Genomic DNA, 24084 nt, shown 5'->3' on the forward strand with positions numbered 1-24084 from the left:
CAGCCCTGCTGACGGGTATGCTCTGCCTACTTCGAGCCGATCGCAATCCAGGACAGCCACCCTTCAGCCGTTTGGCAATCTTGGGGTCTTGTAATTCCTACAACGGCCTGCAGCTCGTTTTTGGCGCGAACCCCCGCCTGGAATGCCGGGTCATTGCATGAAACGACCATCACGTAATTTCCGTTCGGGTAATGGGCCTGCAGTGTTACGGATACATCCATTTCCGTTGCGCCTTCAGGGAATACAAACGGAAGTTGGCCGAACTGCTGCATCACCGGCCGCTCCGCAACTCCCTGAACAGGATTAAAATTCAGATGCTCCAATTCCACGGAATTCAACGCAATCTTGGAGGATGTAATCGATTCAGGAGACAGATGAATGCTGTACACGGAATAATCTTCGATGGCTTCGCTTCGCACACTCCGATGCTTAAGATGGGAAGCGCTGATCGTATCCTCGGCCAAAGCATAATCCGAGCCGCCGTTTGCCCGATCGGCACCGGCCGTTAAATTTCCCCTGAAGGCGGATGTCCGGAGACGTCCGGAATATCGCCGGCAAGGGCGTATCCCTCTTCCTCTCGTAATCCTTCTGGCTTTGTTCACTGTCGGCTCTCTCCTCTGCTCTAATCGTTACATTCATCCTATTCGGGAAGGAGGGCTCCTGCCACTGCGCCCGGATTTTGCGCACGGACATGTTATTTCCCGGGCTATAAGCTGGTGGGCTCCCGGGGTTACTTGCAGCCGGTATACTAAATTCATTCCGGGCCGACCCGTTCTTGAAGATTCTTGTAAAAAAAGGCGCCGCTAAGGACCGATTGCTAGATTCTATTGATGTACACCGTTAAGAATGCGGATTTTTGCTGTATGCAGCTTGCAGCAAATCGTCGGGCTAGATCGTCCGCATCAGCTGTACCCAGCGTTCCGCGGTATGATCCCATCTGAAGCGCTGGCGGACCGCTTCACGGCCAGCCATCCCAAGCCGAATGCGCAGCTCCTCGTTGTTCAGCAGACGGTCAATCTGTTCAACGAGACCGGTCTGCAGCTCATCTCCTTTGACCAAATATCCCGTAACGCCGTTTTCAACGATCTCCGGTATTCCTCCTGCACTTGCGGCAATAACCGGCACTCCGGCTGCCATCGCCTCTACGTTCACGAGTCCGAACGCCTCCCTTGGAGCCGACGGGACGACAACGACATCCGCCAGCGAGTACCAGTCCGCGATAGCCGGATACGGAACAAAGGGGCGAAAATGCACCCAATTCTGATAAGGCCTTGCCGCTTGCTTCAGCTGACGGACATAAGCGGTTTCCCGGTCGGATCCGTATGCCGCGCTTCCGACAATAAGAAGGAGGATATCCGGATGTCTTTCGACCAATTGAGGCAATGCTGCGATGAGATGGTGGACGCCTTTATCCGGAATGAGCCGCCCGGCAAACATAACAATACGGCGTCCGCTCCAGCCATAGTGCGCCAGCTTTCCCTCTTTGAGCGCTTTGGCCGCCGGACTGAACGGCGGTGTGAAATGCTCGAGGCGGACACCGAGATGATTGATCGTCATTTTCTCTTCGAGCCATGGGTAAGTCGAGGTTATTTCCTCCAGCAAAAACCGGCTGTTAACGACAATTCCGTCCATCCAGCGGGCGATGCTCCCAAATCGCTGCCGGCTTATATAAGGCGGGGAGATAAAGGTATTCGAATGAAGATTCAGCACGATTTTAATATCCGGAAGATGCAGCTTCAGACGCTGGGCCAGCAGCGGGCGGTTGTGCACTTCGATGATGTCGGGCCTCCACTTCTGAAGTCTTCGCAGCAGGGAGGGGTAGTAGCTGGCACCGGCCGGCAGGCGGTAGCACGGTACTCCCCCAATCGTGTCTTTGACAGGCAGTCCTTTGCCCACCACGCCATAGATTCGGACATCCATCGCCTCTTGAGCTAAAGGAATGATCTGCTCGACGACCCGCTCTACGGAGCTGCTCCTTCCTGATGGAATGACAAAAGACCCCGGCGTCACGACCGCCACCTTCCGTAAACTCATATCTTCACATCCTTCTCGAAGCATATCTATTCTAAAATTTCCTTATCACCCCTTGGGACTCCCGCATTTTATAAATTCGCGGCAACCTGTTTGGCGTAATGAATGGATATGTTCCACACATATTGCGATGCTCTCCTCCGGTGCGGATAATGACCGTCCCTATGTGCCGCTAACTCCGTCCCATTGGGGAGCGAGCATGCTCGCCCGAAAGAATAGGCCAACCATGCACGACACCCGTCCATCCGGGACAAACTTTCCCGTGCATACGATGATATACGAAAAAACTACAAGATTTGTGGCAGCAAGGAGGATGACCATGCATCCGGAATTTGTCGGCATTCTGCTTAATAACAGCACGTATCGCAGAATTTCCAGCGGGAGAATCGGTACCGAATCACTGAGCAACTATGAAGAAGCAGCTGCCCTGTACGGACTGGTTCCTTGTTTTTTTACCCTCCGCCATATTTCGCTTGAAACCGGGGAGGTCACCGGATTTATGCCGAAGCGTCCGTTCGGATACACACGCGTGCGCATTCCGATTCCCCGGGCGATTCATATGCGGGCCATTTACTCCCATCGGCGGGAACGCTCCCAGATTGAAGAGCTTATCAAGCGCGGGTTCTTCGTTTACAACGGCCGCACCCGCTACGGCAAGGACGCTATACATCGTATGCTGGAGCAGGACCCTGAGGTCACACCTGCCCTTCCGCAAACGGTAAAAGCTACCGCTGCCTCCATTCGAACCATGCTTCACGAACATGGCGACCTGGTCCTGAAGCCCTGCAGCGGCAGCGTAGGCGTGGGGATCATGCGTTTGCGAAGCAGTCCACCGGGCAGCTTGCTCACTTACTCCCGGTCCTCTCCATCCGCGAAGGGCTGGCGAACCGTGAAGCTTGCAGCCGGAAGTCTGCATCCGCTGATCTACCAGCGGATCCGGCGTGCTCCCTTTCTTGCCCAGGAACGCATTCCGTTGGCCGAGTATAAGGGACGCCCTTTCGACATTCGCGTAACGGTTCAGCGTGGTGGCAGCGGAGCCTGGGAGGTGGCAGGCATGTTCGCCAAAACCTCGCCGCCGCGCACATTCGTCTCGAACATCGCCCAAGGCGGATCGGCTTACCAGGTCCCGTATATCCTGCAGAGCAGCTTGCCGCAGCTGCCGGTTCCGCTCACGATGGAACGGATCACGGAATTTTCGCTGCATATCGCCCGCGTACTGTCCTTGTTTATACCGTATGCAGCGGACTTCGGTCTCGACATCGGAATTACGGCGGATGGAAAGCTATATTTCATCGAATGCAACGGATGTGATCAGCGTTACGGATTTTTGGAAGCGGGGATGGAAGGAGCGTGGAGAACCGCTTACCGCAATCCGATGGCCTTCGCCCGTTATCTATATGATCACCAGGCATGGCCCGATTACTAGCCGAACTTCATTAATCTGAGGTCCGTTGCGAAATTATAAGGGCGTCAGGCACAGAGGCAAAAGACGGGCTAATCAAGCATTTGTGCAGCTCGATTGGACCGTCTTTGTTTTGACGCTTTAAGCTCTAATACTACAAACCAACCATAGAGGTATTAATGCGGAACCCTGGAATGGAAGTCCCCCTTACTGGATTTGTCGCCATGATAGAATACGACATCGCCATCAAGCAGGCTGAATCGGTGCCCGTAGGGATCCATATAAGAGCTTGTGAACCCCTCCAGCCTCCATTGGTTCATCAACGGAGCATGGATATACTGCAGATGCGGCCTTGCCGTGTTGCCATCTCGGATCGATTCGAGGTTAAACCGAACGATGACATACCCCTTTTTGAGGAAAATATCGGACTTTTCATCCAATCGCCGGGTTCGCCCGTACTCTGCAAGATTCGTTCCTTTCTTGACGACATACACGTCGGAGGGTAGGCTGTATTCCCCATACCACCGCTGGATTGCGGCGTTGGCCCGCCCGGCATCCACCGTTGCCGGCAGCCCGGCTTTCGGACCGATCATCGTACGCACTCCTGACGGAAGCAGAAGCCAGTCATACCGGCCGACCCAGGTCTTGGATTTGCTAAGCTTCTCGATATACTGCTTGGTGAACGCTTCAGCGGGCATGCCGGTTGATACCCCTCCGCGACGGTACAGATAGTCGGCTGTATCCCGAAGCTCTGCTGCTGGAACGTTTCGAAGCCGTTCGTTCAGAACGACATAACGCTTCTCTGTGTCCTCAGGGGAGCCGATTCGTATAAACTTTCGATCTCCGCTGTGATAGTACAGATCCACCTCCTGCCGTCCCGAACCGTCCTTGCCCACAAAATAAAAGCTTGGCGTGATCGCGATTCCGTCTGCGGCGCCGAACATATTGCCCTTCGTCTTCAAATCGAATTTGAAGTGATAGCCTGTCTTCACGGCAACATTGTTATACCCTTGGGCGGGATGCTTCCCGGGGGCGATCGGAAGCGTGTAAGGAGCGGTATTTCCCCGGATCCCGCCATCGATATCCCGAAGCCCCGTCCAATAGGAGACGCCGCTTGGAGCAGCGCTTCCCTTCTGCTTGCGGAAGACCCCCTCCCAGTTATAATCCGCGATATCGGTTATACGAAAATCATACAGCCGTCCGATCACCTCTACCGGCTCGATATCTGTAGCAACATGGTGGGCCAGATCCAGATTCGCGTCCGGCTGCGTCGTATAATCGGTTGGCGCATTCTCGGCAATCGTACGAAAATACACCTGATAATCCCCTTCATCAACCCAAACCGGGAGGAAAAACGCCGTATCGAGCTGGTTCGTCGGGATCGTGATCCACGTATTCTTCGGGTAGAACGTCCGTTTATCCCCGCTGTACACATCAAACGGAAAGTATACCTGCTTCGACCTTACATACTTTGCATAGTCCCGGTTTCCGTAACCCGGAATATTGCGATGCGGTCCGGACGTCGGGAAACGCACCGTAAACGGCCTGTCCAAAATAAAGGCGGACCGGTTCGGATTCGGCACCGTCTTCTGATTATGAGCCCGATCATCCGTCACGGAGGAATAATTGACTACGGGAGTATGAACGGTGACCGGATTGATCCCGTAAATCGGGAACTCCTTGTCGCTGCCGCCATTTACGCTACCGGGGAGGAGGTCATAAGCGATCGTACCGGCGCTAGTTGTGTTCGCCCGGTTGGCCTTATCGCTGCCAATCACGTTGCCGGGACTGTACAGCACGTTTTCGTGGATCGGAGGCGGCTCGGGAATACTTCCCGGCGCGGGACCGTTTTCCATGGTTCGGCGGCTGTCCATAACCGTTGTTCCGTTAAAAATGAGGGCGTCATTGGTGACCTCCACTTTGTCCACGCCGGCCTCTGCGATGCTTTGCAGATTTTCGCTAGGCGGGGATGGCTTGCTCTTGTGCGAGCTGCCTCCGTAGGAGCCGGACGGTGCTACGATCGGGTCCGGCGGTGACGGCGGATAGAAGGCCCCCGTTTGGCTGATCGAATACTGCGGCGGCTGATAGCCTTGCGGATCAAGACGGATTTCATTGCCGGGGAGGGCATAATTTCGGAGCAGGCCATGATGGATTTTGTATACTTCCAGATTGTCGATCACCCAATAGGAGTAGGGTCGCTTTACCGTATACCGCTCCGTTACTTTCTCCTCCGCCTGCTGGGGATCCGGTACCGTGGTCGGCTTACCGTCCGGTCCATTTGGTCCGGGCCTGCCGGGATCCCAGTGCAGTGTCCAGCTCTTCTCCACATTCACTTCAAATGTGCATACCCCGGTCATTTTGACAAACGTGTTCTGGACAAGATAGCTGCGAGCCAAAATGTTCCCGTATAAGCTCTCGGAGGTAGGAATCCCCTGCAGCACGTCAAAGCGTTCGCTGCCACGCTGATCGGCCAGGATCTTCGCCGTCACCACCGGGTCCATATACCGTCCGTTGATCGTCTGCCCTGGAGCAGGCTCCGTGCAGGCTGCGGTTGACGGGTCCGGCGGGGGCGGTGTGTCCCTGGCCGGTTCATAGTAAAAGTACAGATAATAGGTGGGGAATGAACCGTCATAGGTAAAAGGATACGGATCCCCCGGCGTAAACGAACCGCCGCTCGGAGCCGCTACTGTACTCTTCTTATGCCCTTTGTATGTATAATCCGCATTGCCCGGTGTGTGCGTAAACGCATAGGGTTTATCCTTCTCCAGCTTTTCCTCCCGGTCGGAGAAGCCGGGGACGCCATTGAGCGGTTTCCCTGTCGTGGTGTAGTGTTTGATAATTGCATTTCCTTCTGCCGGCTCGAGCTCGATTTCGAATAAGGTGGGGAAGTAGTAGCGCCAGCCTTCGACGAGTGGTTCAAAGTGTTTTCCGTTTTTATCCATCTCCTCTTGTCTCCGGTCAATAGCCATTGGAGCTACTAGCAGAGCATCAGTAACATACACAGGAACGTTGGCTATGTTAGTACCTTTTCCTGTCCATTGTCTTCCAGAAAAAAAATATGAAGGTGACGTAGCTCGTATGTAATAATCTCTAGGATTCTGAGCCATTTCAACGGAACGTGAAGCTTCAAAGATTTTATCCCCATACAGCCTGTTATAATCAAATTTGCTTACCCGAATATCCTTTATTTTACGAGAGGAGTTAAACTCAAACATGTAATCAAAGCCGTCTACATCTGTCTTACCGCCAGGTGGTGAATTAACCCATTGCCCAGCAGCATTGCTCCAAGTTTCATAGTACACCATTCCAACAAAATAAAATTTATCGTGGTTGTTGGGATCTTGAAACATCCGATTGACTCCGATCGCTTCTGCTTTACCGGGATTTATAATAAGTACAGTAGTGACTAGCACTAGGAAGGAAAACGTAATCTGAGCAAACTTTTTTAATTTCGCACTCAACATACCGTGACTCCTTATTTAAATGGATTAATGAGTGCCACGATATAGTCATCAACTTTGTACGTGCTGAAGGCAATGTAATCAGCTTTATTTATTTTAAATTTGGTGTAGTCATGGGCCTGGATGTATTTTCCTGTTTGAAATTTATCCGTACCGTTTACGACCGGATAATAATTTGTTGCAGTACCATCCCTGTTGTTCTCGAATGCATTATCTACCCCGGTACGATATTTTGCATAATCATTTTTAACCATAAAGAAAATTGGTGTTCCCCTCTCTGAACTGCGAATGGCAATGTATTCATAACCTTTTCTTTTCACTAACTTGATGTCATAAATAATCTCACCATTACCTAGCTTGATTGGCAACTGTTTCGTCGTAATAACCTTTATCCCTTTGAATAATTGACCAACATCCGTAGTCTTTTCAAATAAATACGGATTTTTCATATACGCCTTAAAATCACTCAACGGCCGCAGCTTAAATTCCGCATCATCCGTATTCCGGAAGGTCTTCTCCCCGATCCAGACCCACCGGCCAACCTTATCCCACTCCACCTTCTCGCCCAGCCCTTCACTTACGAGCCGCAGCGGCACAAAGGTGCGGTTTTGTTTCACAATCACCTTCGTCCCGTAGTCTTTCGATTTCCCGTTTACCAGGGCGCTCGTTTGGCCTACTGTCAATTTAACAAGGTCATCGCCCTTACGAATTTCAACGATCGTCTTGCCGCCAGACTTGCTGTAGCTGATCTTCCCTCCGAGCGCTTCGGAAACGAACCGGATCGGCACCATGACGCTCCCCTGGTGATCTTGGAACGGCTTGGCGTCCGGAAAGCTCAGCTTGTTGGCGTTCAACAGGACTTCCACCTGTTTTGGACTCGCGGCCTCTGCTCCATCAGTACCCAGTACGGATAATGCCAGCATACTCAACAACATCGTCAGAAAGGTTTTTTTCATCGATCTTCTTGCTCCCTTCTACCATTTCTCAAAAACTAGTTGATGTGCATCATTTGCAGAATCTCCTTTCTACGCCCTTGCTTAGGGACGTCATGCCGCAATATCTCTATCCGAACCAGTAATTTACATATTCTGATTTGGAGAGATAAATTGTAGTCATTTTATCATATATTCATATAATTTGGTATATTATCCCTATATTGTTTTATAGTCTTTCAGACACTCTTCACATTGAAGAAAAATGAGTTTGTAGTCCTAATACACAGAAGCCCCGAATGACCGTCACATGCCAATCCCATGTGCTTCATCCGGGGCTTCATATTTACGATATGCGATTTCGTCTGAGGAAATTAAGCTTGGACGGTGGAGTCATCACGGTCCCCCGCCTGGATTTCAGCCTTTTCCGCACTCTGTTTGTATACGGCAGCCAACACTTTTTCATAAGCGCTTTCAAATTCTATAGGCAGCAGCGGTTTGATTTTGTCCATCACGGGCATCAGCTTGAACAATGCCTGCACCTCTTCTTCCGTCAACCCAAGCGGATACATGGCAAAATGGCCAATAAACGTATATCCGCGCCCACGTCCCTGGTGGGTGATGGGAATATGCATCGCGCTGAGCGCATCCATATCACGGTAGATCGTTCTTTCACTCGTTCCGCAGCGTTCCGCAAGCTCTCTCGCCAAAATTCCGGGTCTTGCCTGTACAAGGGTAATGATTCTCATTAGTCGGATCAGTCTGTCTGTCATATGCATTCTCCCTATCTCTCTAGTAAATTAGACGTATATTTTATGACTATAAAATAGTACATTCGACCCTGATATCATTTTTCCTTTTTTGAGCAAAGATTCTTAATGACTAGCGTCGGAATAAGTCTTAAGTCCTTGTCGTTTCGCAATGCGGGAACGGAACTTACGATATGTATCCAAATACAAATTGCTTAACCTATATAAAGCCTCCGCTTCTTTCAAATAATCGGCATCCTCCAAACGTGCCGCGTACAGCAGCATTTCATCGGCCCGTCTAGTAATGATCGCTTCCCCTTCGGCCAGCTTTCCACGCTGCATTTCCTGCCTTGCTTGCTCCACGATCATCGGATTCTGCAGCAATTTGAGGGCCTTTTCCACACGGGGATCGGCGTTCCGCTTGATTAATGCCGTACTGTTGCTAAACTGGAGCGGTATGGTCCGAGACGGCTGCAGCACCATCTTTTGTTTGATCACATCCAGATAGGTCCACAGCATCGTGACAATCGGGTACACACCTGACGGCCGGGGACCAACCGACAGGTCGAGCACCAGCCTCCTTACCTTTCCTTCGGACAATGTGCCCAGCGATAATGAAAGATTCCGGTCATTCAGCATATCGCCTTCGCATCCGTACATACGGCCAAGCCGCACGCGCTCACCCAATTGAAGATGCAGCTGAACTTGATCCGCGAGCACCTGCCTGGAAGCCTTTGCCGGCAATTTCGGCCCTAGGACTCCACACCTCCATTCGATCAGCAGAAAGACTTGATTACAGCCGTTAGCTGATACCTGGTTATGGCTCCATGCAAAATCTGAATACAACCCTGACTGCAATACATCCACCTCTTTCCTCTTCTTCTAATAATGTACCAATAGAGATGGACATCTTACTGTCACGGAACATATGTTCGACATATGTTTTCGACAAAAAAAGACCGCAGCTTGTTTCGCTGCAGTCTTCCATATGATTCTGAAGCATGTATTCCTAGTCGCTATATAACCAGCTTAACCCATCACCGTAGTTGCTGCCCGGCTCGCCTCACTTCGGGACTCCTCTGTACGCCCCACGGGCGCATAGGTGACTTTATCGATAACCAGACCGTTACCAACCGGTTTGCCGTTTACGGTAATCATGATTTTCTTCACGTTATTGTTATTCATATGCATAATCTCCTTATTTTCGAAAAATCGGTATATTTGTTGTTCAATCAAAAGCGCATCCACTATTTCTTGTCGGATTCCGTAATGCCTGAGCATGCTTGGCGGCTGCTTGCCAACATCTATTTACCCGATTCAACCGCATATTAAACATTCTTCAACCTCAAGATGAACAGCCGCTTCTCCCCTGGGTAAATGATACTATGGGAACTTGTTCCTCTTTCCATTCGTATATACTATTATATATCAAAGGATGGTGATCCCTTATGGACAAGCCTGCACGATCTAAGCTGATCCTGCTTTCTTTGATACTACTGGCGACAGGGATCGCGATTCCCCTCGGAGGCCGAACGGCCAGCGCCGGCTATATCAGCAGTTTGTACGACAATATACAGCAATTTCGTGAATTGCCGCAAGAGGTTACGGAGCTCAAGGACAGCTATAATCAAACCTTGCAGGAGCTCGACAGGGCCCGGATGAACACGGAAAAGCTCCAGCAGCAAAATGCGGAGCTGGCGGAGCAAAATCGACAATTGACGCAAATGGTGAACCAGCTCCAGGAAGCGGAAGCCGCCCGAAAGCGGGGAGCGGAACGACTGAAAAATGTGGCAATTGCGGCGGCCGCGCTAGCGGCAGGATATTTTATACTTATACGCGCCCTGCGATTCGGCATGCGCCGAACGAACCGCTTTTAAATATGACAGCCGGTCAGACTCATGAAGGAGGTGGGCGGGTGATTATCCGAATGGAAGATACGTCCGGCGGCGGGGCCGGACAAGCAGTTACCTTTTCCTTGACCGACGGCGACCTTGTCCATGTGCTGCATCCCGATCAGATTGTAGCGTACCGGGGCCCCTCGACCGGTCGAAGTGACCGGTTGATGAACGTAAAAGGGATGTACCGCAAGAAGAAGCTGATCCGTGCGGACATCAGCGGTCCCAGCCAGTTTACGGCGGCGCTCCCACCGGGCTTCAGCATGCATGAGATCCGGCTGGAGGGCGGGGAGAACATGCTCTACGATTTCCGGCATGTGTTCTTCTACACCAGCGATGTGACGATGCAGACGCGTATTTTGAAATTCAAAAATATGCTCGTTACGCGGGACGCCATAAAAATGAAGTTTTCCGGGAGCGGCAGCATCGGCATCCTGACCCAAGGTCCGGTCTGCAAGGTGAAGCTCCACCCTTCGGAGCCGCTGTATGTCGATGCAGGCAGCATCATTGCCTATCCGGAAGGCGCCAAGCTGGATTTGACGGTATACGGTAATCACCTGGCAAGCCAGCATATGAATTACCATTGGAAGCTCACCGGAGAAGGATACGTCCTATTCCAGGCCGGGCGGCAGAATCAGCGGCTGGCCAACGAGTTCAACGATGAAGGGATTATCAAACGCTTCTTACGGGAAGCAATTCCCTTCGGCGGAGTGTTTATCAAATAATGCCCCCGTGTTATAATGGAGGGCATAAGTACCCGGCTGCAGCGCGAGAGCCGCAAGCGGCCGCCAGTGACAACAGAAGACAAGTCCATACGCTGCAGGGCGTGTGGGAGAGGTTCGCGAACTCCCTCTATAAAAAACTACATTGTCTTATTCGGCAGCGAGTTAACTTTTTTATGCTGCCGTGAAATAAGGCTTGTTTTTTTGCGGATTCAGTTCAAGAGCTTCTCTATTCTTCTACGGGATCGGCCTTCGGGCTCCCCTAAAACCATGAAGAATGAGAGGTTTTTTTTATGCTTAAACATGAAAAAGCGGTCGTCGTGTTCAGCGGCGGCCAAGACAGCACCACCTGTCTGTTCTGGGCGAAGGAACGCTTTGCCGATGTGGAGACGGTCACCTTCGATTACGGTCAGCGTCATAAGCTTGAAATCGAATGCGCATCCCAGATTGCCAAAGAGCAAGGCGTGAAGCAAACCGTACTCGATATGAGCCTGTTGAACCAGCTGGCTCCCAATGCGTTGACACGCACCGATATTGAAATCAAGGAAGGCGACCAAGGCTTGCCGACCACGTTCGTGGAAGGACGGAACCTGCTGTTCCTGAGCTTTGCTGCCGTGCTTGCGAAAGGGATCGGAGCCAAGCATCTCGTAACCGGCGTATGCGAGACGGATTTCAGCGGCTATCCCGATTGCCGCGACAGCTTCATCAAGTCGCTCAATGTGACATTGAATCTGGCTATGGATTATCCTTTTGTCATTCATACCCCACTCATGTGGCTGGATAAAGCGGAAACCTGGGAGCTCGCTGACCAGATGAACGCACTCGAATATATCCGTGATCATACGCTGACCTGCTATAACGGCATTAAGGGCGACGGCTGCGGGGAATGCCCTGCCTGCAAGCTGAGAAAAGCCGGCTTGGATAAATATTTGAGCCGCAGGAATGCAAGCGTTGAAGGGGGACGATCCGTATGAGCCGAGAACCAGGAGCATTCAGGATCGTTGAACGGCTGCAGAAGCTCGGCGAGGATATCGATGCCGGCAGCCTGCGCTACCACCGGAAGCGCGTGCTCGTCTCCAAGGAATTTACATTCGATGCGGCGCATCATCTGCATGCTTATGAAGGGAAATGCAAGAATCTCCATGGGCATACGTACAAAGTCGTATTCGGCATCAGCGGCATTCCGGATGAAGTCGGGATTACCGTTGATTTCGGCGATATTAAGGAAATATGGAAATCGGAGATCGAGCCTTATCTCGACCACCGGTATCTGAACGAAACGCTACCTCCAATGAATACCACGGCGGAAAATATGGTCGTATGGCTGTTTGAGAAAATGGAAGCCGCCCTCAGCGCCAAGCCGTCCCATGAGCAGCAGGGAACACGCACCGAATTCGTGCGTCTGTTCGAAACACCGACCAGTTATGCCGAGGTCAGACGGGAGTGGATGCTAGGTGAATAATCAGCATAGGAAGGCAGAGACCGGCGCAAGCGGAGGCGCCTTTGCTGCGGCAACCGTTGACCGTCCCATTCCAGTGATGGAAATCTTCGGTCCTACGGTCCAAGGCGAAGGGATGGTTGTCGGCCGTAAAACGATGTTTGTCCGCACGGCAGGGTGCGATTACCGCTGCTCGTGGTGCGATTCCGCGTTTACATGGGACGGATCGGCGGCAGATTCGATCCGCAAGATGAGCACTGATGAAATATGGCAGGAGCTGTATCGTCTTGGGGGAGAACGGTTCGACCACGTCACCCTTTCGGGCGGCAACCCCGCCCTGCTGTCCCAATTAGGCTCCCTTGTGGATGAGCTGCACCGGCACGGCATTACCGTTGCGGTAGAGACGCAAGGCTCCCGCTGGCAGGATTGGCTGAACGACATTGATGAAGTCACCATTTCACCGAAGCCGCCGAGCTCCGGTATGGATACGGATTGGGAGAAGCTTGACATCATGATCTCCCGCTTATCCGCGCGCCAGCCCGGCCGCTCCTTCAGCTTGAAGGTGGTCGTATTCGACGATGCTGACCTTGCTTACGCCGAAACGGTGCATGAACGGTATCCGAACGTCCCGTTTTACCTACAAACCGGCAATCCGGATGTCAGCACGAGCGATACCGCTTCCCATGTCGGCTACCTGCTGGAGCGGTACGAGTGGCTGGTCAATGCGGTCATGCAGTCGGATCGTCTCAACGATGTGCGCGTCCTGCCCCAGCTGCATACGCTCGTGTGGGGCAACAAGCGTGGCGTCTAGACAGCAGCCCGGTATACGCTGGAAGGACCTAATGAACCATAACAATAAATGATCATAAGATAAGGGAGTTATGCATTCATGGCTGGAAGACAAAGAGAGGAAATGCAAGATGTGACCCTGCTGGGCAACCAAGGCACGAAATATACCTTCGAATATGATCCCGGCATTCTGGAGAGCTTCGATAACAAGCATCCGTATCGGGATTACTTTGTCAAATTCAATTGCCCCGAGTTTACAAGCCTGTGCCCGATTACGGGTCAACCGGATTTTGCCACCATTTATATCAGCTACATTCCGGATATTAAAATGGTAGAGAGCAAGTCCCTGAAGCTGTATCTGTTCAGCTTCCGCAATCATGGCGATTTCCATGAGGACTGCGTCAACATCATCATGAACGATCTGATCAAGCTGATGGATCCGAGATATATTGAGGTGTGGGGCAAATTCACTCCGCGCGGCGGGATATCCATCGATCCATACTGCAACTACGGCCGTCCCGGAACCAAATACGAGGAAATGGCTGCACAGCGTCTCATGAATCATGATTTGTATCCTGAAAAAGTGGATAACCGTTAATGACAAGCTGCAAGCTTTAAAGCAATAAAAGTTAGGCTATGGGCTTTAGCTAGGGGCTTTAGCTAGGGGCTTTAGCTAGGGGCTTTAGCTAGGGGCTTTAGCTAGGGGCTTTAGCTAGGGGCTTTAGCTATGGGCTTTAGCTATGGGTTTTAGCTTAAGGTTTTATTTGAGCTTTGAGCTTTGAGCCCTAAGCTTTGAATTTTGAGGTCCGAGATCCAAGCTACAAGTTACAAGTTACAAGTTACAAGTTACAAGTTACAAGCTATAAGCTATAAGCTATAAGCTATAAGCTATAAGCTACAAGTTGCATGTTTCAACTTTCAGGTACGCTTACAAGGTACAGATAACCCATTACTTGTAATACGATGCTTGCCTTTCAGGCAAACATAAAAATAAGGGCCGCTCCATGAATGGAGCGGCCTTTTAGTGCCTCAATTACTTCTGACGGAGCTGAAAAGCTTACAGCGGCTATTGCATACTGCGCAGCCGATGGTTCACGCGGCGTTTTTTGTAGAGCATCTTCCCGGCTTCAGCCACATCCCCGATCGTGCCCTTATTGTTGATCGAGCCGAATATAATTCCGGCAATCGGAATGAGCTGAAACAGCTTCTTCATTCCGAAGCTGTCCGTGTACGACTGGACCACTTCCCTCCAGCCCTGGAGCTGGGAGAATACCTGATCCGTCCCCTTCTCGTCATCAAAGCTGGCGAGCTCCTCGAGCACCGCCTTCTTGCCGACGATATCGGCAGAAGCGAACTGCAGGCATTTCACGATAAACACCCGCTCCCTGGTATCATTCGGATCATAGCCGTAGCACAGCGCCATTTCCTGAAGGACCTTTAACGACTGTCCGAGCACCATCGGAATATCGACCGCAATCGTAAACACGCCGCCGATCCCGGTGGCTGCCCCTTGGGCTGCGGCAAATTTGACACGTTTAGCCGTCAATATATCCGCCGCAGTATCCATGACCTGCAGCGGCAAGCGCGAGGCCTCGGTTAAGGTCAGCTTCTGATCGCCTGGGCGATCCGCCGCCTCCTCACGACGAGTGCGGGAGGGATCGCTTTCTTCTTCGATCTCCCAGGCTTCGGCTTCGTTAGAAGCAGTACCCTCAGCTCCCGCCGTTTTGGCTAACAGATTCATTACAGACTGCTCGCGCACCAGATATTGGCCGCCGGTCTGGATAAAGCTGCCGACATCGTTAAGCGCCTCGCCGATTTTATTCCGCACGGCCTTCGGTGTCAGCCGATCCAGAAGCATGAAGGGGATTCTGCCGAGCTTTTCCCAGAACATCACGTCCTTCTGTTCTTTCTCCCACACCAAGATCTCTTGAAGCTGGGACTCCAACACTTGCCGTGATTCCATTTCTGTCATGTTCACAATCTCCTCTTCCATTCAGCATTAACTATGGAGTATATACGCAACAAACGTAAAAACGGCGCAGTATTTTTCAAAACTAATGCTTTCGGACGATATCGTCCAAATCGAGCGGCCGGCATTCAACCCGCCAATCATGCAAAAAAGCCATCCCACCCTGGGATGGCCATCCGCGTTATTTTCCAATTCATGAAAATCTAGCTGTCTGTAATCCGATCATTATTTGCCCAAAAATGCGTTCAGCATCCAGGCATGCTTCTGAATATCGGCAATCATGCCCGTGAACAAATCGGCGGTGGCATCGTCGCCTTCTGCATCGGCTGCCGAAATCCCCTGCTTGAGCTCGGCTGCAATCGTTTCATAATCGGCAACAAGCTGACGCACCATTTCTTCGGCGCTGCTCTCGCCGGAAGCCTCTTGGAGCGTCGTCAGCTGCAGATACTGGGCCATGCTTGCTGCCGGTCTGCCGCCGATGGCCAACAGACGCTCAGCCAGCTCGTCCACGTAATCGGCTGCCGCGTTATAAAGCTCTTCGAACTTCTCATGCAGTACGTAAAACTGGGGCCCTTTCACATACCAGTGGTAGTGGTGCAGCTTCACGCCCAGCAGGCTCCAGTTCGCAACTTGGATATTAAGGATGCTATAGAGCTCGTTGCCGTCCTGCAGGTTTTGGGTCCCAGAAACATTCGCGTTCGTATTTGTGTTCATCATCTATATCGTCTCCTTTAGTTGATATTGTATTTAGACTTATTCTAAATCCTTGTCTTTATAATATCAGATTTTCATCTTATTTGCAAAGCATTTCATCCATTCTCAGATGAAGATAGGATGAAGATTTTTTCCTGTTTTTATACCTATTATAAGTACTCCTTACAGAGCCGGCTGTGATCTGTATCAAGTTTGTTCTTCAGTATCAAGGCTGACAGCGATGTATCCATAAAATTCTGTTAATCTGCAAACGTTTACTGGAAATGCCGCGGTCTGTCACCTTATACTGGTGTTATGTGTAATGATATCGACAACCCTAGGGAGGCGAAATAACCAAGTGCATATTTCTATCATGAATTCCGATCAATTGACCCAGGCCATTGAATTATCCGATCGTATTTTTCTGAAGCAGCCCGAACAGCCCTCCATGGGCATATCCTTCCCGCTTATCTTCTCACCGGGAATCAGCCATTCATACGGCGCATGGGATCAAGAGAAGCTTGTCTCGTTCATGGGATTTGTCCCGTTTATGATGAAGATTCGCGGAGCAAGGCTGAACGTATTCTCGATCGGATCCGTATGTACGGACCCTGACTATCGGGGGCAGCGGCTGGCCGGTTCGCTCCTTCAAGCATGCATCGAGCATGGCGAAGCTTCGGGCGCTTCCCTGATCTTCATCTCCGGCGGGAGATCGCTGTACACCCGTGCCGGCAGCCGGCTGTTCGGCAGGGCCCAACGCTTTCAGATGACCCCATCCTTGGTCGAGCCTCTTCGGGCTTCGACCGGAAAGCAGGTTCAGATCCGCGCCATGAAGCCGGAGGATCTGTTACAAGTTCACGCTCTTATGGAAGATCGGGAAGCCGGATATGCCTCGACACCTACGGAGCTTGGCAAGCTGCTTGACGCCAGCGCCTATTCCAACGTGATCCGGCTTGAGCAGCAAGTGCTTGTCGCCGAGGAGAACGGGAAGTTGACGGCATTTGCAATCATTGCTGTACCCGGCACCGTGATGACGCCTTCCCGTGCATCCACGCTTGTGGAATGGGGCGGCAGCCCGGAAGCCGCCGCGCTGGTCATTGCGGAAGCGATCGCCGGCTTTAACCTGCCGGAGCTGATCATTCCGCTGGCCTGGCAGGACCAAGAGCTCGCAGCGCTGCTACAATCCGCCGGTGCTGTGGCGGAATCGATTCAGAATGACGGGACGGTCTACCTGGTAAACGGAATCCGGCTTCTGGATCAGCTGGCTCCGCTGCTGCCGGAAGGAGCCATCCAAGCCGATGGGGAGCATGGACCTTATCGCACCACCATCTCGGGGGAGACCGTCGTCCTGGACGACGAGGGATTGCTCTCGCTCCTGTTCGATCCGCTGTCACCGTACCGGGTTCAAGGGACAGCTGCGTTCGACCCGGTTCCGCTGCCTTATACCTCCGGGCTGCAGTATATATAATTACGCTAAATCAGGATCCTGTGTATCCGTCAAGATGGCACCGAGATAGATTTTCTCCTAGAGAAGAGACGCCTTCCGCATTTAAAAGGTACAAAGCGTTGCTGGCATACCGTCACGGGAAAGGGCACCATTATGGTTACCCAGTGGCTTGACAGCAGGAAGAGGGGCTGCCCCAGATCGATGATCTTGTGGGACAGCCCCTCATTTATAGTAGAGATTCAAATCTTAAAGTCGCTTGGATGACCCATCGCGATTCGTGCTCACACCATCAGGTCTCACCGCGCCTCCGTCCCCGTCGCCATAGCCGTGATACAAATTCGGATCCGGAACGGCATCCTCGGTAGCCGCAGCTGATTCCATTCGGGAATCGATTGGGGAGCCGGTACCATTATACGTTGTTCCTTGGCGGTAATGATGCTCATTGAGCGCGCTATTGCTGCGGAAGATATCATATACCTTGCCGCCGCGGCTCTCATCCGCATCCACCATGACGAGAATATGCCCATCATCGACGTAGCTTCCGTATTCTTTCGCCTGATCCTCCGGTATGCCAAGTCCGATCAATCCGCCAACCAGCCCGCCGGCACCTGCTCCGACGGCAGCACCTGTAAGGGTGGCTGCGATGGGGCCTGCAGCGACAATCGGGCCGATGCCCGGAATAGCAAGCGCGCCAAGCCCGGCGAGCAGTCCGGTTACGCCGCCCAGGACGCCGCCTGTCGCCGCCCCGGAGGCCAGACCTTCCGGCGCCTTCGTCCCTGTCTCTTCCTCAATCGCCGAGCTTTCACCGCGATCCTTCGCAATGACCGAGATTTCATCTGTTCTGAATCCCTGCGCCTTCAAATCCTCTATAGCGCGAGTTGCTTCCTCTTCCGAACGAAAAGCACCAACAATCTTCTGAGTCATATGAGTTACCTCCTTATGGTCATTTCAGTTATCGGTGTTCACTCCATTCTTAAACGTCTGCGGACGAGATCAAACAACAGATTCCGGTCAATAGGCATCATTCCACCAATTCCCATACCGACTCAACAGGAAGAGGCTGCCAATAATTATGAATGGTAATATTTAACTATTAGGCCGTTCATGCTAGAATTAAAAGTAAGTTATTCCCAATACAATAGAAATAGGCTGGTGATTCGATGAATTGGTTCAAGCCATTCGAGGATGATCTTGCGGCCGTATTCGCCCAATGCGAAGCCCGATTATCGGACCTGCCCCCGCCCTTGGACGAAATCGGAATTTCGTATCTGCGCGCTTTCGATGTCTTCGAGCAAGACAGCTCCAAAAACTACATATGTTATCTGCTTCCCTTCTGGATGAAGGAACTTACCACGCTCCCTGCAGAACATTACCGCCACCTGGCAGCAGCCAACATCATCGGCATGCTCTACTATTTCATTCAAGATGACATCATGGACTCCGTTCAGGAGAGCCCATCCCCGCTCCATGTGAAACAGCATCTCGCACTCGCAACGCTTCTATACTCGGAATTCCTTACGATGTACCAAGCCTACTTCCCGCCTGACTCCGTATTCTGGCAGTTTCTCAAAGATTACAATCAAGAGTGGTCGGATGGCGTCATACACGAGAACAGCGCTGATTATTTCGTGACCAAACCGATGGAGGTCGCCAAGAAAGCCGCTCCGGTTAAACTCGGCAGCACCGCCGTCCTTCTGCTGGCTGATCGTCCAGAGCTGATACCATCCGCGAACGAAATGATGAACCACGTGCTGCTGACCTTGCAGATGATGGACGATTGGATGGACTGGAGGCAGGATCTGGCAGACGGCAGCTACAACTGCTTGCTCGCCATGATTAAAGCAAGATTAGGGCGTCCATGGAATGCGACGCTAACCGAAACGGAAGCCCAGGAGGCGATTTATGTCCACAACCTATTGAAGCCTTATGCAGCGGTTGCGGCTGAGACGCATACCCGCCTGACAGAGACGGCGATTGACGCCCCGAATCTGATATCCTTCCATTATACGTTGGTAGAGGAGCTCATTCGGGATGCGAATCATATCGAAAACAGCAAGCAAACCTTAACTTTCGGAGGGTTAAACTATTACCTCTCTTTATCAACCAAAAAATAATAGATTTTAAATTTATTCCATGGTATCCTTAAAGAGTAAATAATAACCATTTATTTGAAAGGGTGATTCTAATGACAACAGAAGCCATCTTTCAAACGCAACTGATTCAAAAAGCATGGGAGGATCCTAGCTTTAAAGCAAAGCTGGTCAGCGATCCCAAATCAGCGATCAAGGAAGTTCTTGGCGTGCGAATCCCCGACCACATTGAAGTAAGAACGCTCGAAGAGCAGCCCAATGAGCTGTACCTGGTCATTCCTCCGAATCCGGCAGGCGTGATCAAGTCCGAAGCCAAGGAAAGAGCCATCTGGTAAAGACTACATAACAGCCCGGGATTTACTCATAAATAGAAGAACACGAAGCAAAGAGTGGGGACTGGAAGCCTTCCGCCAAGCCCGCAGCTTACGATTTTATTCGTAAGCTGCAGGCAGCGTGATCACTGCATCCGTCCCCACTCCTTTTTTACTTGTAAAATGGATGCTGCCATCCATCGCCTCGATAATTCGAAACGTGACCATAAGCCCGAGTCCGGTGCCCTTGGTCTTGTTGGAGAAATACGGCTCCCCCAGCCGGGCCAGCACATCCTCCCCCATTCCTTCGCCGTTATCCACGACGTGTATGTAAACCCGTCCCTGCTTCTGATAGCAGCGGATCTGGATCAGCCCCTCCTCCTGCAAGGCTTCAATGCTGTTCTTAATAATATTTATGAACGCCTGCTTGAACTTGGAGGAATTGCCGCGTACCGCAAGCTCCTCGGGAATGTCCACGGTGATCTTCCCGCCGTGCAGATGCGCAAGGGGCGCAAGGATCCCCTCGATATGCTTGAATTCGTCGGAGATCTGAAGGACGGTGTCCTTGCCGAACTCCGGCTTGGCAAAAGTCAGGAAATCCGTAATAATGCCCGACGCCCGATCCAGCTCCACCAGAGCCAGATCCAGATATTCGCGTTCAGCCGCCTTGGCTTTTCCCATGAGCAGCTGTAGAAATCCTCGAGTTACTTGAAGCGGGTTGCGGACTTCATGGGCTACCGAGGCCGCAAGCTCGCTGATGATCTCCATCTTTTCAGACCGCTGCAGCTCATTGTTGAACATCTCCAGCTCCTTGGAGTATTCGAGAATCTGTTCATGGTTTTTGGCAAAATGGCGCCCCAGAATAACGATGAGCGACACGATAAAGACGACAGCGCCCCATTTCCATAAAAACAGATTATAGCTGCCACGGCTGAGGAAAAATTGAAGCAGCTCGCCCAATCCGACGACGGCAAACGCGGCAAAGCCTGCATTGAAAATGACGGCATCCTTGTTTCCTTTAAGGGAAAAATACATTGAGCTTCCGATCAGCAGCATGAATTGCAGGATCATGACAACGCCGAGCACCTGAACGGAAAAGAAGTAGTACAGCCCAAACCAACGGTTTTCGGCCAGTTGATTGGCGATCAGGAACAGAAAACAAAACAGGGAGTAAAACACTTGGAATTGGCGCAGCTTGTGAAGCATCCCCTTCCAGCCATGACCGAATATTTTTTCGAAAAACAGGCTGAACGAAGGCAGAAGGACAAATAATGAAATGTCATACATGTGAGTAAAGATGCTGCCGTATTGTTCAAACACGGTATAAAGAAAAGGGGAGTAAGTAAACACCAGGATGCCGACGGATAAGATGGTTAAGGCCAAAGACAGGACGGCGGCCAGGTATTTATTGTTCAGAAAAACAGCACAGATGAGCATCACGAAGGCAATGAATAAGAAGGCGCTGCCTAAAATGATATCGCCCAGATTCGATCGGACGAACCGATTCAGAAGCTCGTGGTAGGGGCCGATCAGGATTTTTCCATCGACCGTAATATGATCTCTCGCCGTTTCCAGCCATATATACAGGTCCTGGCCGGACAAATCCTCATGCAGCGGGAGCAAAACATGGTTCAGCTCATAGTTGTAGGTTCTTGCGGATTCATAGATTTTCCGTTCGCCGGCAAACACCGCAACCTGCTGTCCGTGAAGCTTGTCTATCAGTATGCCTTGCGAGGAGGAAGCGTCATCCGGAAGTTTCATATGAATCCAAGCCGACGTCTTGCTCTGTGGCTTCGGGTGTTCGGCAATGCGCGCGGAGCCCTCCGCCCAGACCTCCTTCTCAGGCGGCGCACGATCCGGCACTTCCCCTGCATCCGACCATAGAATCCGCCACTCCTTAATCACAGCCGATGCTGGCGCACCGGAAGCGCCGGAGGCTAACCCCGGAATACCGAGGGTAATACCAATTGCGATGATCAGGAACATACCGATTCTCCATCCAGGTCTCATGCACGCACCTCAAACATTATAATGAATACCTTCTAAAGAGTATTCGATGCGTTTAAACATTCCCCCTTCTAAAATTCGTAATTATGAAAAAATTTTCTATAAAATAACAGGAGATACCGATGCGGCATCTCCTGTAGCGTTCATGTTGAGCTTCCTTGATCCGGGGCACAAGCGGGGAAGCGGATAATCGCTTCGGTGCCGGCTCCTTTTCTGCTGTTGAAGTGGATGGAGCCATTCATCGACTTGATGATCCGGAAGGTAACCATCAGACCAAGACCTGTTCCCTTGGATTTATTGGAGAAATACGGCTCTCCGAGTCTGGTCAGCTCAAGGGGATCCATCCCGACCCCATTGTCCTGGATATGGATGATGACCTCATTCGATTGGGCATATGCCCAGATGCGGACTGTTCCTTCCCCGTCGAGTGCTTCAATCCCGTTCTTCACGATATTTATCATCGCCTGCTTCAGCTTGGAGGAATTACCGGTGATATACAAGTCCTCCGCTTCTTCCAGCTCGATCGTACCGCCTGCAAGGTTGGCAAGCGGAAGCAGAATGCCGGTAACATGCTTTAGCTCCTCGTATACGTTCAGCGGCACGATCTGTTCGACCTGCGGCTTGGCAAACGTCAGAAAATCCGTAATAATCCCAGACGCCCGGTCCATCTCCTTCAAGGCCAAAGCGAAATATTCCTTCTCATCCGGCTTGGCGCTCTGGGAGAGCAGCTGCATAAAGCCGCGCGTTACCTGCAGCGGATTACGGACCTCATGCGCCACCGACGCGGCCAATTCGCTAATAATCTCCATCTTCTCGGAGCGCTGCAGCTCATTGTTGAACAGCTCCAGCTCCCGGGAGTATTCGAGCACCTGCTGATGACTCCTGACGAATTTTCGCCCCAGCATGACGATCAGCGATACGACGAGCGCAATAACGCCCCATTTCCATAGATAGAATTCATAGTTGCGGCCTTTCAAATAAAAGCTTATCAGGTCCCCCAGCGTCAGCAGGGCCATCATGCCGAATCCGAACGAGAAAATATAAGCGTCTTTATTACGTTTGGAGGCATACAGGATCGTAATTCCGATAAGCAGCGACAGCTCCAGAATAATCAGAATGCCGAGGATCTTCACGGTAAACAAATAATAGAGATCATGAAACGGATGGGGGCCGACCAGCTGAATGATAAGCAGCATCAGGCACAGCCCGGAATAACCCATTTGGAATCTTCGGCCATAGCGGATGACCCGGTAGGGACCCGGACCGTAGATTTTTTCAAAGTAAAAAAACATCGCAGGCATAATAGCGAACAATGCCGTATCAAACAGGGTTACCCATACGCTTCCCAGATCGCCATAAAACGTGTAGAGGAATGGCGAATAGGCAATGAGCAGCGCGCCGAACGCAAAAATAACGACGCACAAGGCAAGCCAGCTGGCTACCGTATGCCTTGGGAGAAACAGGCAGCATACGGTCATAACCGCCGCGATGAACAATAAGGAGCCGCCAAGAATGAAATCCTCCAGATCCTTCTTGATGAATACTCCCCGCATATGTTCATATTCTCCGAGCTCGATATCGCCCTGGATTCCTAATGCGGTATCCGTCCCCTTTGACCAGATATAGACGGTTTTGCCGGCATCCTCCCCGTTAACGGGCAGCAGCAGCGTATGGTTCATATATACAAAATTCCGCTTCACTTCGTATAACGGCAGATCTTCCAGGAACGCCGACACATCCTGCCCTTTCACCCGCTCGATCAGCACAGCCGATTGTCCCGGCGGCAGCTTCGGCAGCGTGAACCGGTTCCATGACGAAACAACCCCGTCCGGCCGGGATGGGGGTGCCGCATCCTTATGCGCATCAATCCATTGTCTTCGGTTCCTGACGCTTGCTGGATTCACGTCCCCTTCCCGATTCTCGAACTCCCACAGCACCTGCCAGTCGGGGATTACGGCGGGAGCTGCTTGCGCATGAGCGGGAGCCCCCCATAATGACATGAGCGGCAGTATCAGCAGCAGCAGGAGTATGTATTTAGGTACATCCTTCATTTTGTGCGCACCTCTAACCGTCCTTCGTTTCATAATGTAAGGTCTAACTGCGTTTACGCGTCATGTCCATTCGACAAACTTCGTCTTCATTTACAAT

The 24084-nt window shown here is 51.6% G+C and carries 22 protein-coding genes; 10 read left to right on the forward strand and 12 right to left on the reverse strand.

Features of this window, described 5'->3' with window-relative positions:
* Positions 1 to 26: 26 nt before the first annotated feature.
* Both BBD41_RS07760 and BBD41_RS07765 read right to left on the reverse strand, forming a co-directional pair.
* The gene (locus BBD41_RS07760; RefSeq protein ID WP_077569301.1) at positions 27 to 602 is read right to left on the reverse strand and encodes a WIAG-tail domain; all 576 of its coding nucleotides are present in this window, start codon (positions 600 to 602) and stop codon (positions 27 to 29) included.
* 286 nt (positions 603 to 888) lie between these two features.
* A complete protein-coding gene (locus BBD41_RS07765) occupies positions 889 to 2034 on the reverse strand; it encodes a glycosyltransferase family 4 protein (protein ID WP_077569302.1) in 1146 nt (381 codons plus the stop codon).
* A 316-nt stretch (positions 2035 to 2350) separates the two neighbouring features.
* On the opposite strand from BBD41_RS07765, the gene BBD41_RS07770 reads away from it, so the two are divergent.
* Positions 2351 to 3457, forward strand: coding sequence for a YheC/YheD family endospore coat-associated protein (locus tag BBD41_RS07770; protein ID WP_099477174.1), 1107 nt, complete (start codon positions 2351 to 2353; stop codon positions 3455 to 3457).
* Positions 3458 to 3609: 152 nt separating this feature from the next.
* Here the strand turns inward: BBD41_RS07770 and BBD41_RS07775 are convergent, their stop codons facing one another.
* The 5 genes from BBD41_RS07775 to BBD41_RS29970 form a co-directional block, all read right to left on the reverse strand.
* A complete protein-coding gene (locus BBD41_RS07775) occupies positions 3610 to 6375 on the reverse strand; it encodes a DUF5704 domain-containing protein (protein WP_237087026.1) in 2766 nt (921 codons plus the stop codon).
* 533 nt (positions 6376 to 6908) lie between these two features.
* On the reverse strand, positions 6909 to 7850 hold the full coding sequence (locus BBD41_RS07780) for a copper amine oxidase N-terminal domain-containing protein (RefSeq protein ID WP_099477176.1): 942 nt from the start codon (positions 7848 to 7850) through the stop codon (positions 6909 to 6911).
* A gap of 350 nt (positions 7851 to 8200) precedes the next feature.
* On the reverse strand, positions 8201 to 8599 hold the full coding sequence (locus BBD41_RS07785; RefSeq protein ID WP_077569306.1) for a helix-turn-helix transcriptional regulator: 399 nt from the start codon (positions 8597 to 8599) through the stop codon (positions 8201 to 8203).
* Between the two features lie 102 nt (positions 8600 to 8701).
* A complete protein-coding gene (locus tag BBD41_RS07790) occupies positions 8702 to 9319 on the reverse strand; it encodes a hypothetical protein (RefSeq protein WP_223260608.1) in 618 nt (205 codons plus the stop codon).
* Between the two features lie 285 nt (positions 9320 to 9604).
* A complete protein-coding gene (locus tag BBD41_RS29970) occupies positions 9605 to 9760 on the reverse strand; it encodes a hypothetical protein (protein ID WP_167392964.1) in 156 nt (51 codons plus the stop codon).
* A 263-nt stretch (positions 9761 to 10023) separates the two neighbouring features.
* Between BBD41_RS29970 and BBD41_RS07795 the strand changes: the two genes are divergently transcribed.
* From BBD41_RS07795 to queF, 6 genes are all read left to right on the forward strand, one after another.
* Complete coding sequence (locus BBD41_RS07795; RefSeq protein ID WP_099477177.1) at positions 10024 to 10452, forward strand: hypothetical protein; 429 nt, start codon at positions 10024 to 10026, stop codon at positions 10450 to 10452.
* A 38-nt stretch (positions 10453 to 10490) separates the two neighbouring features.
* Positions 10491 to 11195, forward strand: a complete 705-nt coding sequence (locus BBD41_RS07800) for an AIM24 family protein (protein ID WP_099477178.1) — start codon at positions 10491 to 10493, stop codon at positions 11193 to 11195.
* 290 nt (positions 11196 to 11485) lie between these two features.
* Positions 11486 to 12166, forward strand: coding sequence for a 7-cyano-7-deazaguanine synthase QueC (queC, locus tag BBD41_RS07805; RefSeq protein WP_099477179.1), 681 nt, complete (start codon positions 11486 to 11488; stop codon positions 12164 to 12166).
* Positions 12163 to 12654 carry a 6-carboxytetrahydropterin synthase QueD gene (gene queD, locus BBD41_RS07810; protein WP_077569311.1) on the forward strand — a complete coding sequence of 164 codons (492 nt, stop codon included), beginning with the start codon at positions 12163 to 12165 and terminating at the stop codon, positions 12652 to 12654. The genes queC and queD overlap by 4 nt, the downstream gene beginning before the upstream one ends.
* Before the next feature lie 76 nt (positions 12655 to 12730).
* Complete coding sequence (gene queE / locus BBD41_RS07815) at positions 12731 to 13441, forward strand: 7-carboxy-7-deazaguanine synthase QueE (RefSeq protein WP_237087088.1); 711 nt, start codon at positions 12731 to 12733, stop codon at positions 13439 to 13441.
* 78 nt (positions 13442 to 13519) lie between these two features.
* Entirely contained in the window at positions 13520 to 14017 is a 498-nt protein-coding gene (gene queF, locus BBD41_RS07820) for a preQ(1) synthase (RefSeq protein WP_077569313.1), read from the forward strand.
* A gap of 468 nt (positions 14018 to 14485) precedes the next feature.
* On the opposite strand, the gene BBD41_RS07825 is transcribed toward queF, so the two are convergent.
* Both BBD41_RS07825 and BBD41_RS07830 read right to left on the reverse strand, forming a co-directional pair.
* Positions 14486 to 15391: an EcsC family protein gene (locus BBD41_RS07825; protein ID WP_099477181.1), complete on the reverse strand. Its 906-nt coding sequence runs from the start codon at positions 15389 to 15391 to the stop codon at positions 14486 to 14488.
* Between the two features lie 222 nt (positions 15392 to 15613).
* Positions 15614 to 16102 (reverse strand): Dps family protein, encoded by a 489-nt coding sequence (locus BBD41_RS07830; RefSeq protein WP_237087090.1) that lies wholly within the window; start codon positions 16100 to 16102, stop codon positions 15614 to 15616.
* A 337-nt stretch (positions 16103 to 16439) separates the two neighbouring features.
* On the opposite strand from BBD41_RS07830, the gene BBD41_RS07835 reads away from it, so the two are divergent.
* Positions 16440 to 17549: a GNAT family N-acetyltransferase gene (locus tag BBD41_RS07835; protein WP_099477183.1), complete on the forward strand. Its 1110-nt coding sequence runs from the start codon at positions 16440 to 16442 to the stop codon at positions 17547 to 17549.
* Between the two features lie 225 nt (positions 17550 to 17774).
* Here the strand turns inward: BBD41_RS07835 and BBD41_RS07840 are convergent, their stop codons facing one another.
* A complete protein-coding gene (locus tag BBD41_RS07840) occupies positions 17775 to 18452 on the reverse strand; it encodes a general stress protein (RefSeq protein WP_099477184.1) in 678 nt (225 codons plus the stop codon).
* A 236-nt stretch (positions 18453 to 18688) separates the two neighbouring features.
* Here BBD41_RS07840 and BBD41_RS07845 point away from each other — a divergent pair, with 236 nt between their 5' ends.
* Positions 18689 to 19642 carry a hypothetical protein gene (locus tag BBD41_RS07845; protein WP_099477185.1) on the forward strand — a complete coding sequence of 318 codons (954 nt, stop codon included), beginning with the start codon at positions 18689 to 18691 and terminating at the stop codon, positions 19640 to 19642.
* Between the two features lie 71 nt (positions 19643 to 19713).
* Positions 19714 to 19953, forward strand: coding sequence for an NHLP leader peptide family RiPP precursor (locus BBD41_RS07850; RefSeq protein WP_007130823.1), 240 nt, complete (start codon positions 19714 to 19716; stop codon positions 19951 to 19953).
* A 96-nt stretch (positions 19954 to 20049) separates the two neighbouring features.
* Here the strand turns inward: BBD41_RS07850 and BBD41_RS07855 are convergent, their stop codons facing one another.
* Both BBD41_RS07855 and BBD41_RS07860 read right to left on the reverse strand, forming a co-directional pair.
* Positions 20050 to 21939, reverse strand: coding sequence for a sensor histidine kinase (locus tag BBD41_RS07855; protein WP_237087027.1), 1890 nt, complete (start codon positions 21937 to 21939; stop codon positions 20050 to 20052).
* 140 nt (positions 21940 to 22079) lie between these two features.
* Positions 22080 to 23987 (reverse strand): sensor histidine kinase, encoded by a 1908-nt coding sequence (locus BBD41_RS07860; RefSeq protein WP_099477187.1) that lies wholly within the window; start codon positions 23985 to 23987, stop codon positions 22080 to 22082.
* Positions 23988 to 24084 lie beyond the last annotated feature (97 nt).

This window comes from Paenibacillus ihbetae (genome assembly GCF_002741055.1).
GTDB classification, from domain to species: Bacteria; Bacillota; Bacilli; order Paenibacillales; family Paenibacillaceae; genus Paenibacillus_AQ; species Paenibacillus_AQ ihbetae.

Excerpts from the sequence above, each read along its gene's own strand:
- BBD41_RS07765 (WP_077569302.1), bottom strand. The coding sequence starts at position 2,034 with ATGAGTTTACGGAAGGTGGCGGTCGTGACGCCGGGGTCTTTTGTCATT.
- BBD41_RS07770 (WP_099477174.1), top strand. The coding sequence starts at position 2,351 with ATGCATCCGGAATTTGTCGGCATTCTGCTTAATAACAGCACGTATCGC.
- BBD41_RS07775 (WP_237087026.1), bottom strand. The coding sequence starts at position 6,375 with ATGGATAAAAACGGAAAACACTTTGAACCACTCGTCGAAGGCTGGCGC.
- BBD41_RS07780 (WP_099477176.1), bottom strand. The coding sequence starts at position 7,850 with ATGAAAAAAACCTTTCTGACGATGTTGTTGAGTATGCTGGCATTATCC.
- BBD41_RS07785 (WP_077569306.1), bottom strand. The coding sequence starts at position 8,599 with ATGACAGACAGACTGATCCGACTAATGAGAATCATTACCCTTGTACAG.
- BBD41_RS29970 (WP_167392964.1), bottom strand. The coding sequence starts at position 9,760 with ATGAATAACAATAACGTGAAGAAAATCATGATTACCGTAAACGGCAAA.
- BBD41_RS07795 (WP_099477177.1), top strand. The coding sequence starts at position 10,024 with ATGGACAAGCCTGCACGATCTAAGCTGATCCTGCTTTCTTTGATACTA.
- queC (WP_099477179.1), top strand. The coding sequence starts at position 11,486 with ATGCTTAAACATGAAAAAGCGGTCGTCGTGTTCAGCGGCGGCCAAGAC.
- queD (WP_077569311.1), top strand. The coding sequence starts at position 12,163 with ATGAGCCGAGAACCAGGAGCATTCAGGATCGTTGAACGGCTGCAGAAG.
- queE (WP_237087088.1), top strand. The coding sequence starts at position 12,731 with ATGGAAATCTTCGGTCCTACGGTCCAAGGCGAAGGGATGGTTGTCGGC.
- queF (WP_077569313.1), top strand. The coding sequence starts at position 13,520 with ATGGCTGGAAGACAAAGAGAGGAAATGCAAGATGTGACCCTGCTGGGC.
- BBD41_RS07825 (WP_099477181.1), bottom strand. The coding sequence starts at position 15,391 with ATGACAGAAATGGAATCACGGCAAGTGTTGGAGTCCCAGCTTCAAGAG.
- BBD41_RS07830 (WP_237087090.1), bottom strand. The coding sequence starts at position 16,102 with ATGAACACAAATACGAACGCGAATGTTTCTGGGACCCAAAACCTGCAG.
- BBD41_RS07840 (WP_099477184.1), bottom strand. The coding sequence starts at position 18,452 with ATGACTCAGAAGATTGTTGGTGCTTTTCGTTCGGAAGAGGAAGCAACT.
- BBD41_RS07845 (WP_099477185.1), top strand. The coding sequence starts at position 18,689 with ATGAATTGGTTCAAGCCATTCGAGGATGATCTTGCGGCCGTATTCGCC.
- BBD41_RS07850 (WP_007130823.1), top strand. The coding sequence starts at position 19,714 with ATGACAACAGAAGCCATCTTTCAAACGCAACTGATTCAAAAAGCATGG.
- BBD41_RS07855 (WP_237087027.1), bottom strand. The coding sequence starts at position 21,939 with ATGAGACCTGGATGGAGAATCGGTATGTTCCTGATCATCGCAATTGGT.
- BBD41_RS07860 (WP_099477187.1), bottom strand. The coding sequence starts at position 23,987 with ATGAAGGATGTACCTAAATACATACTCCTGCTGCTGCTGATACTGCCG.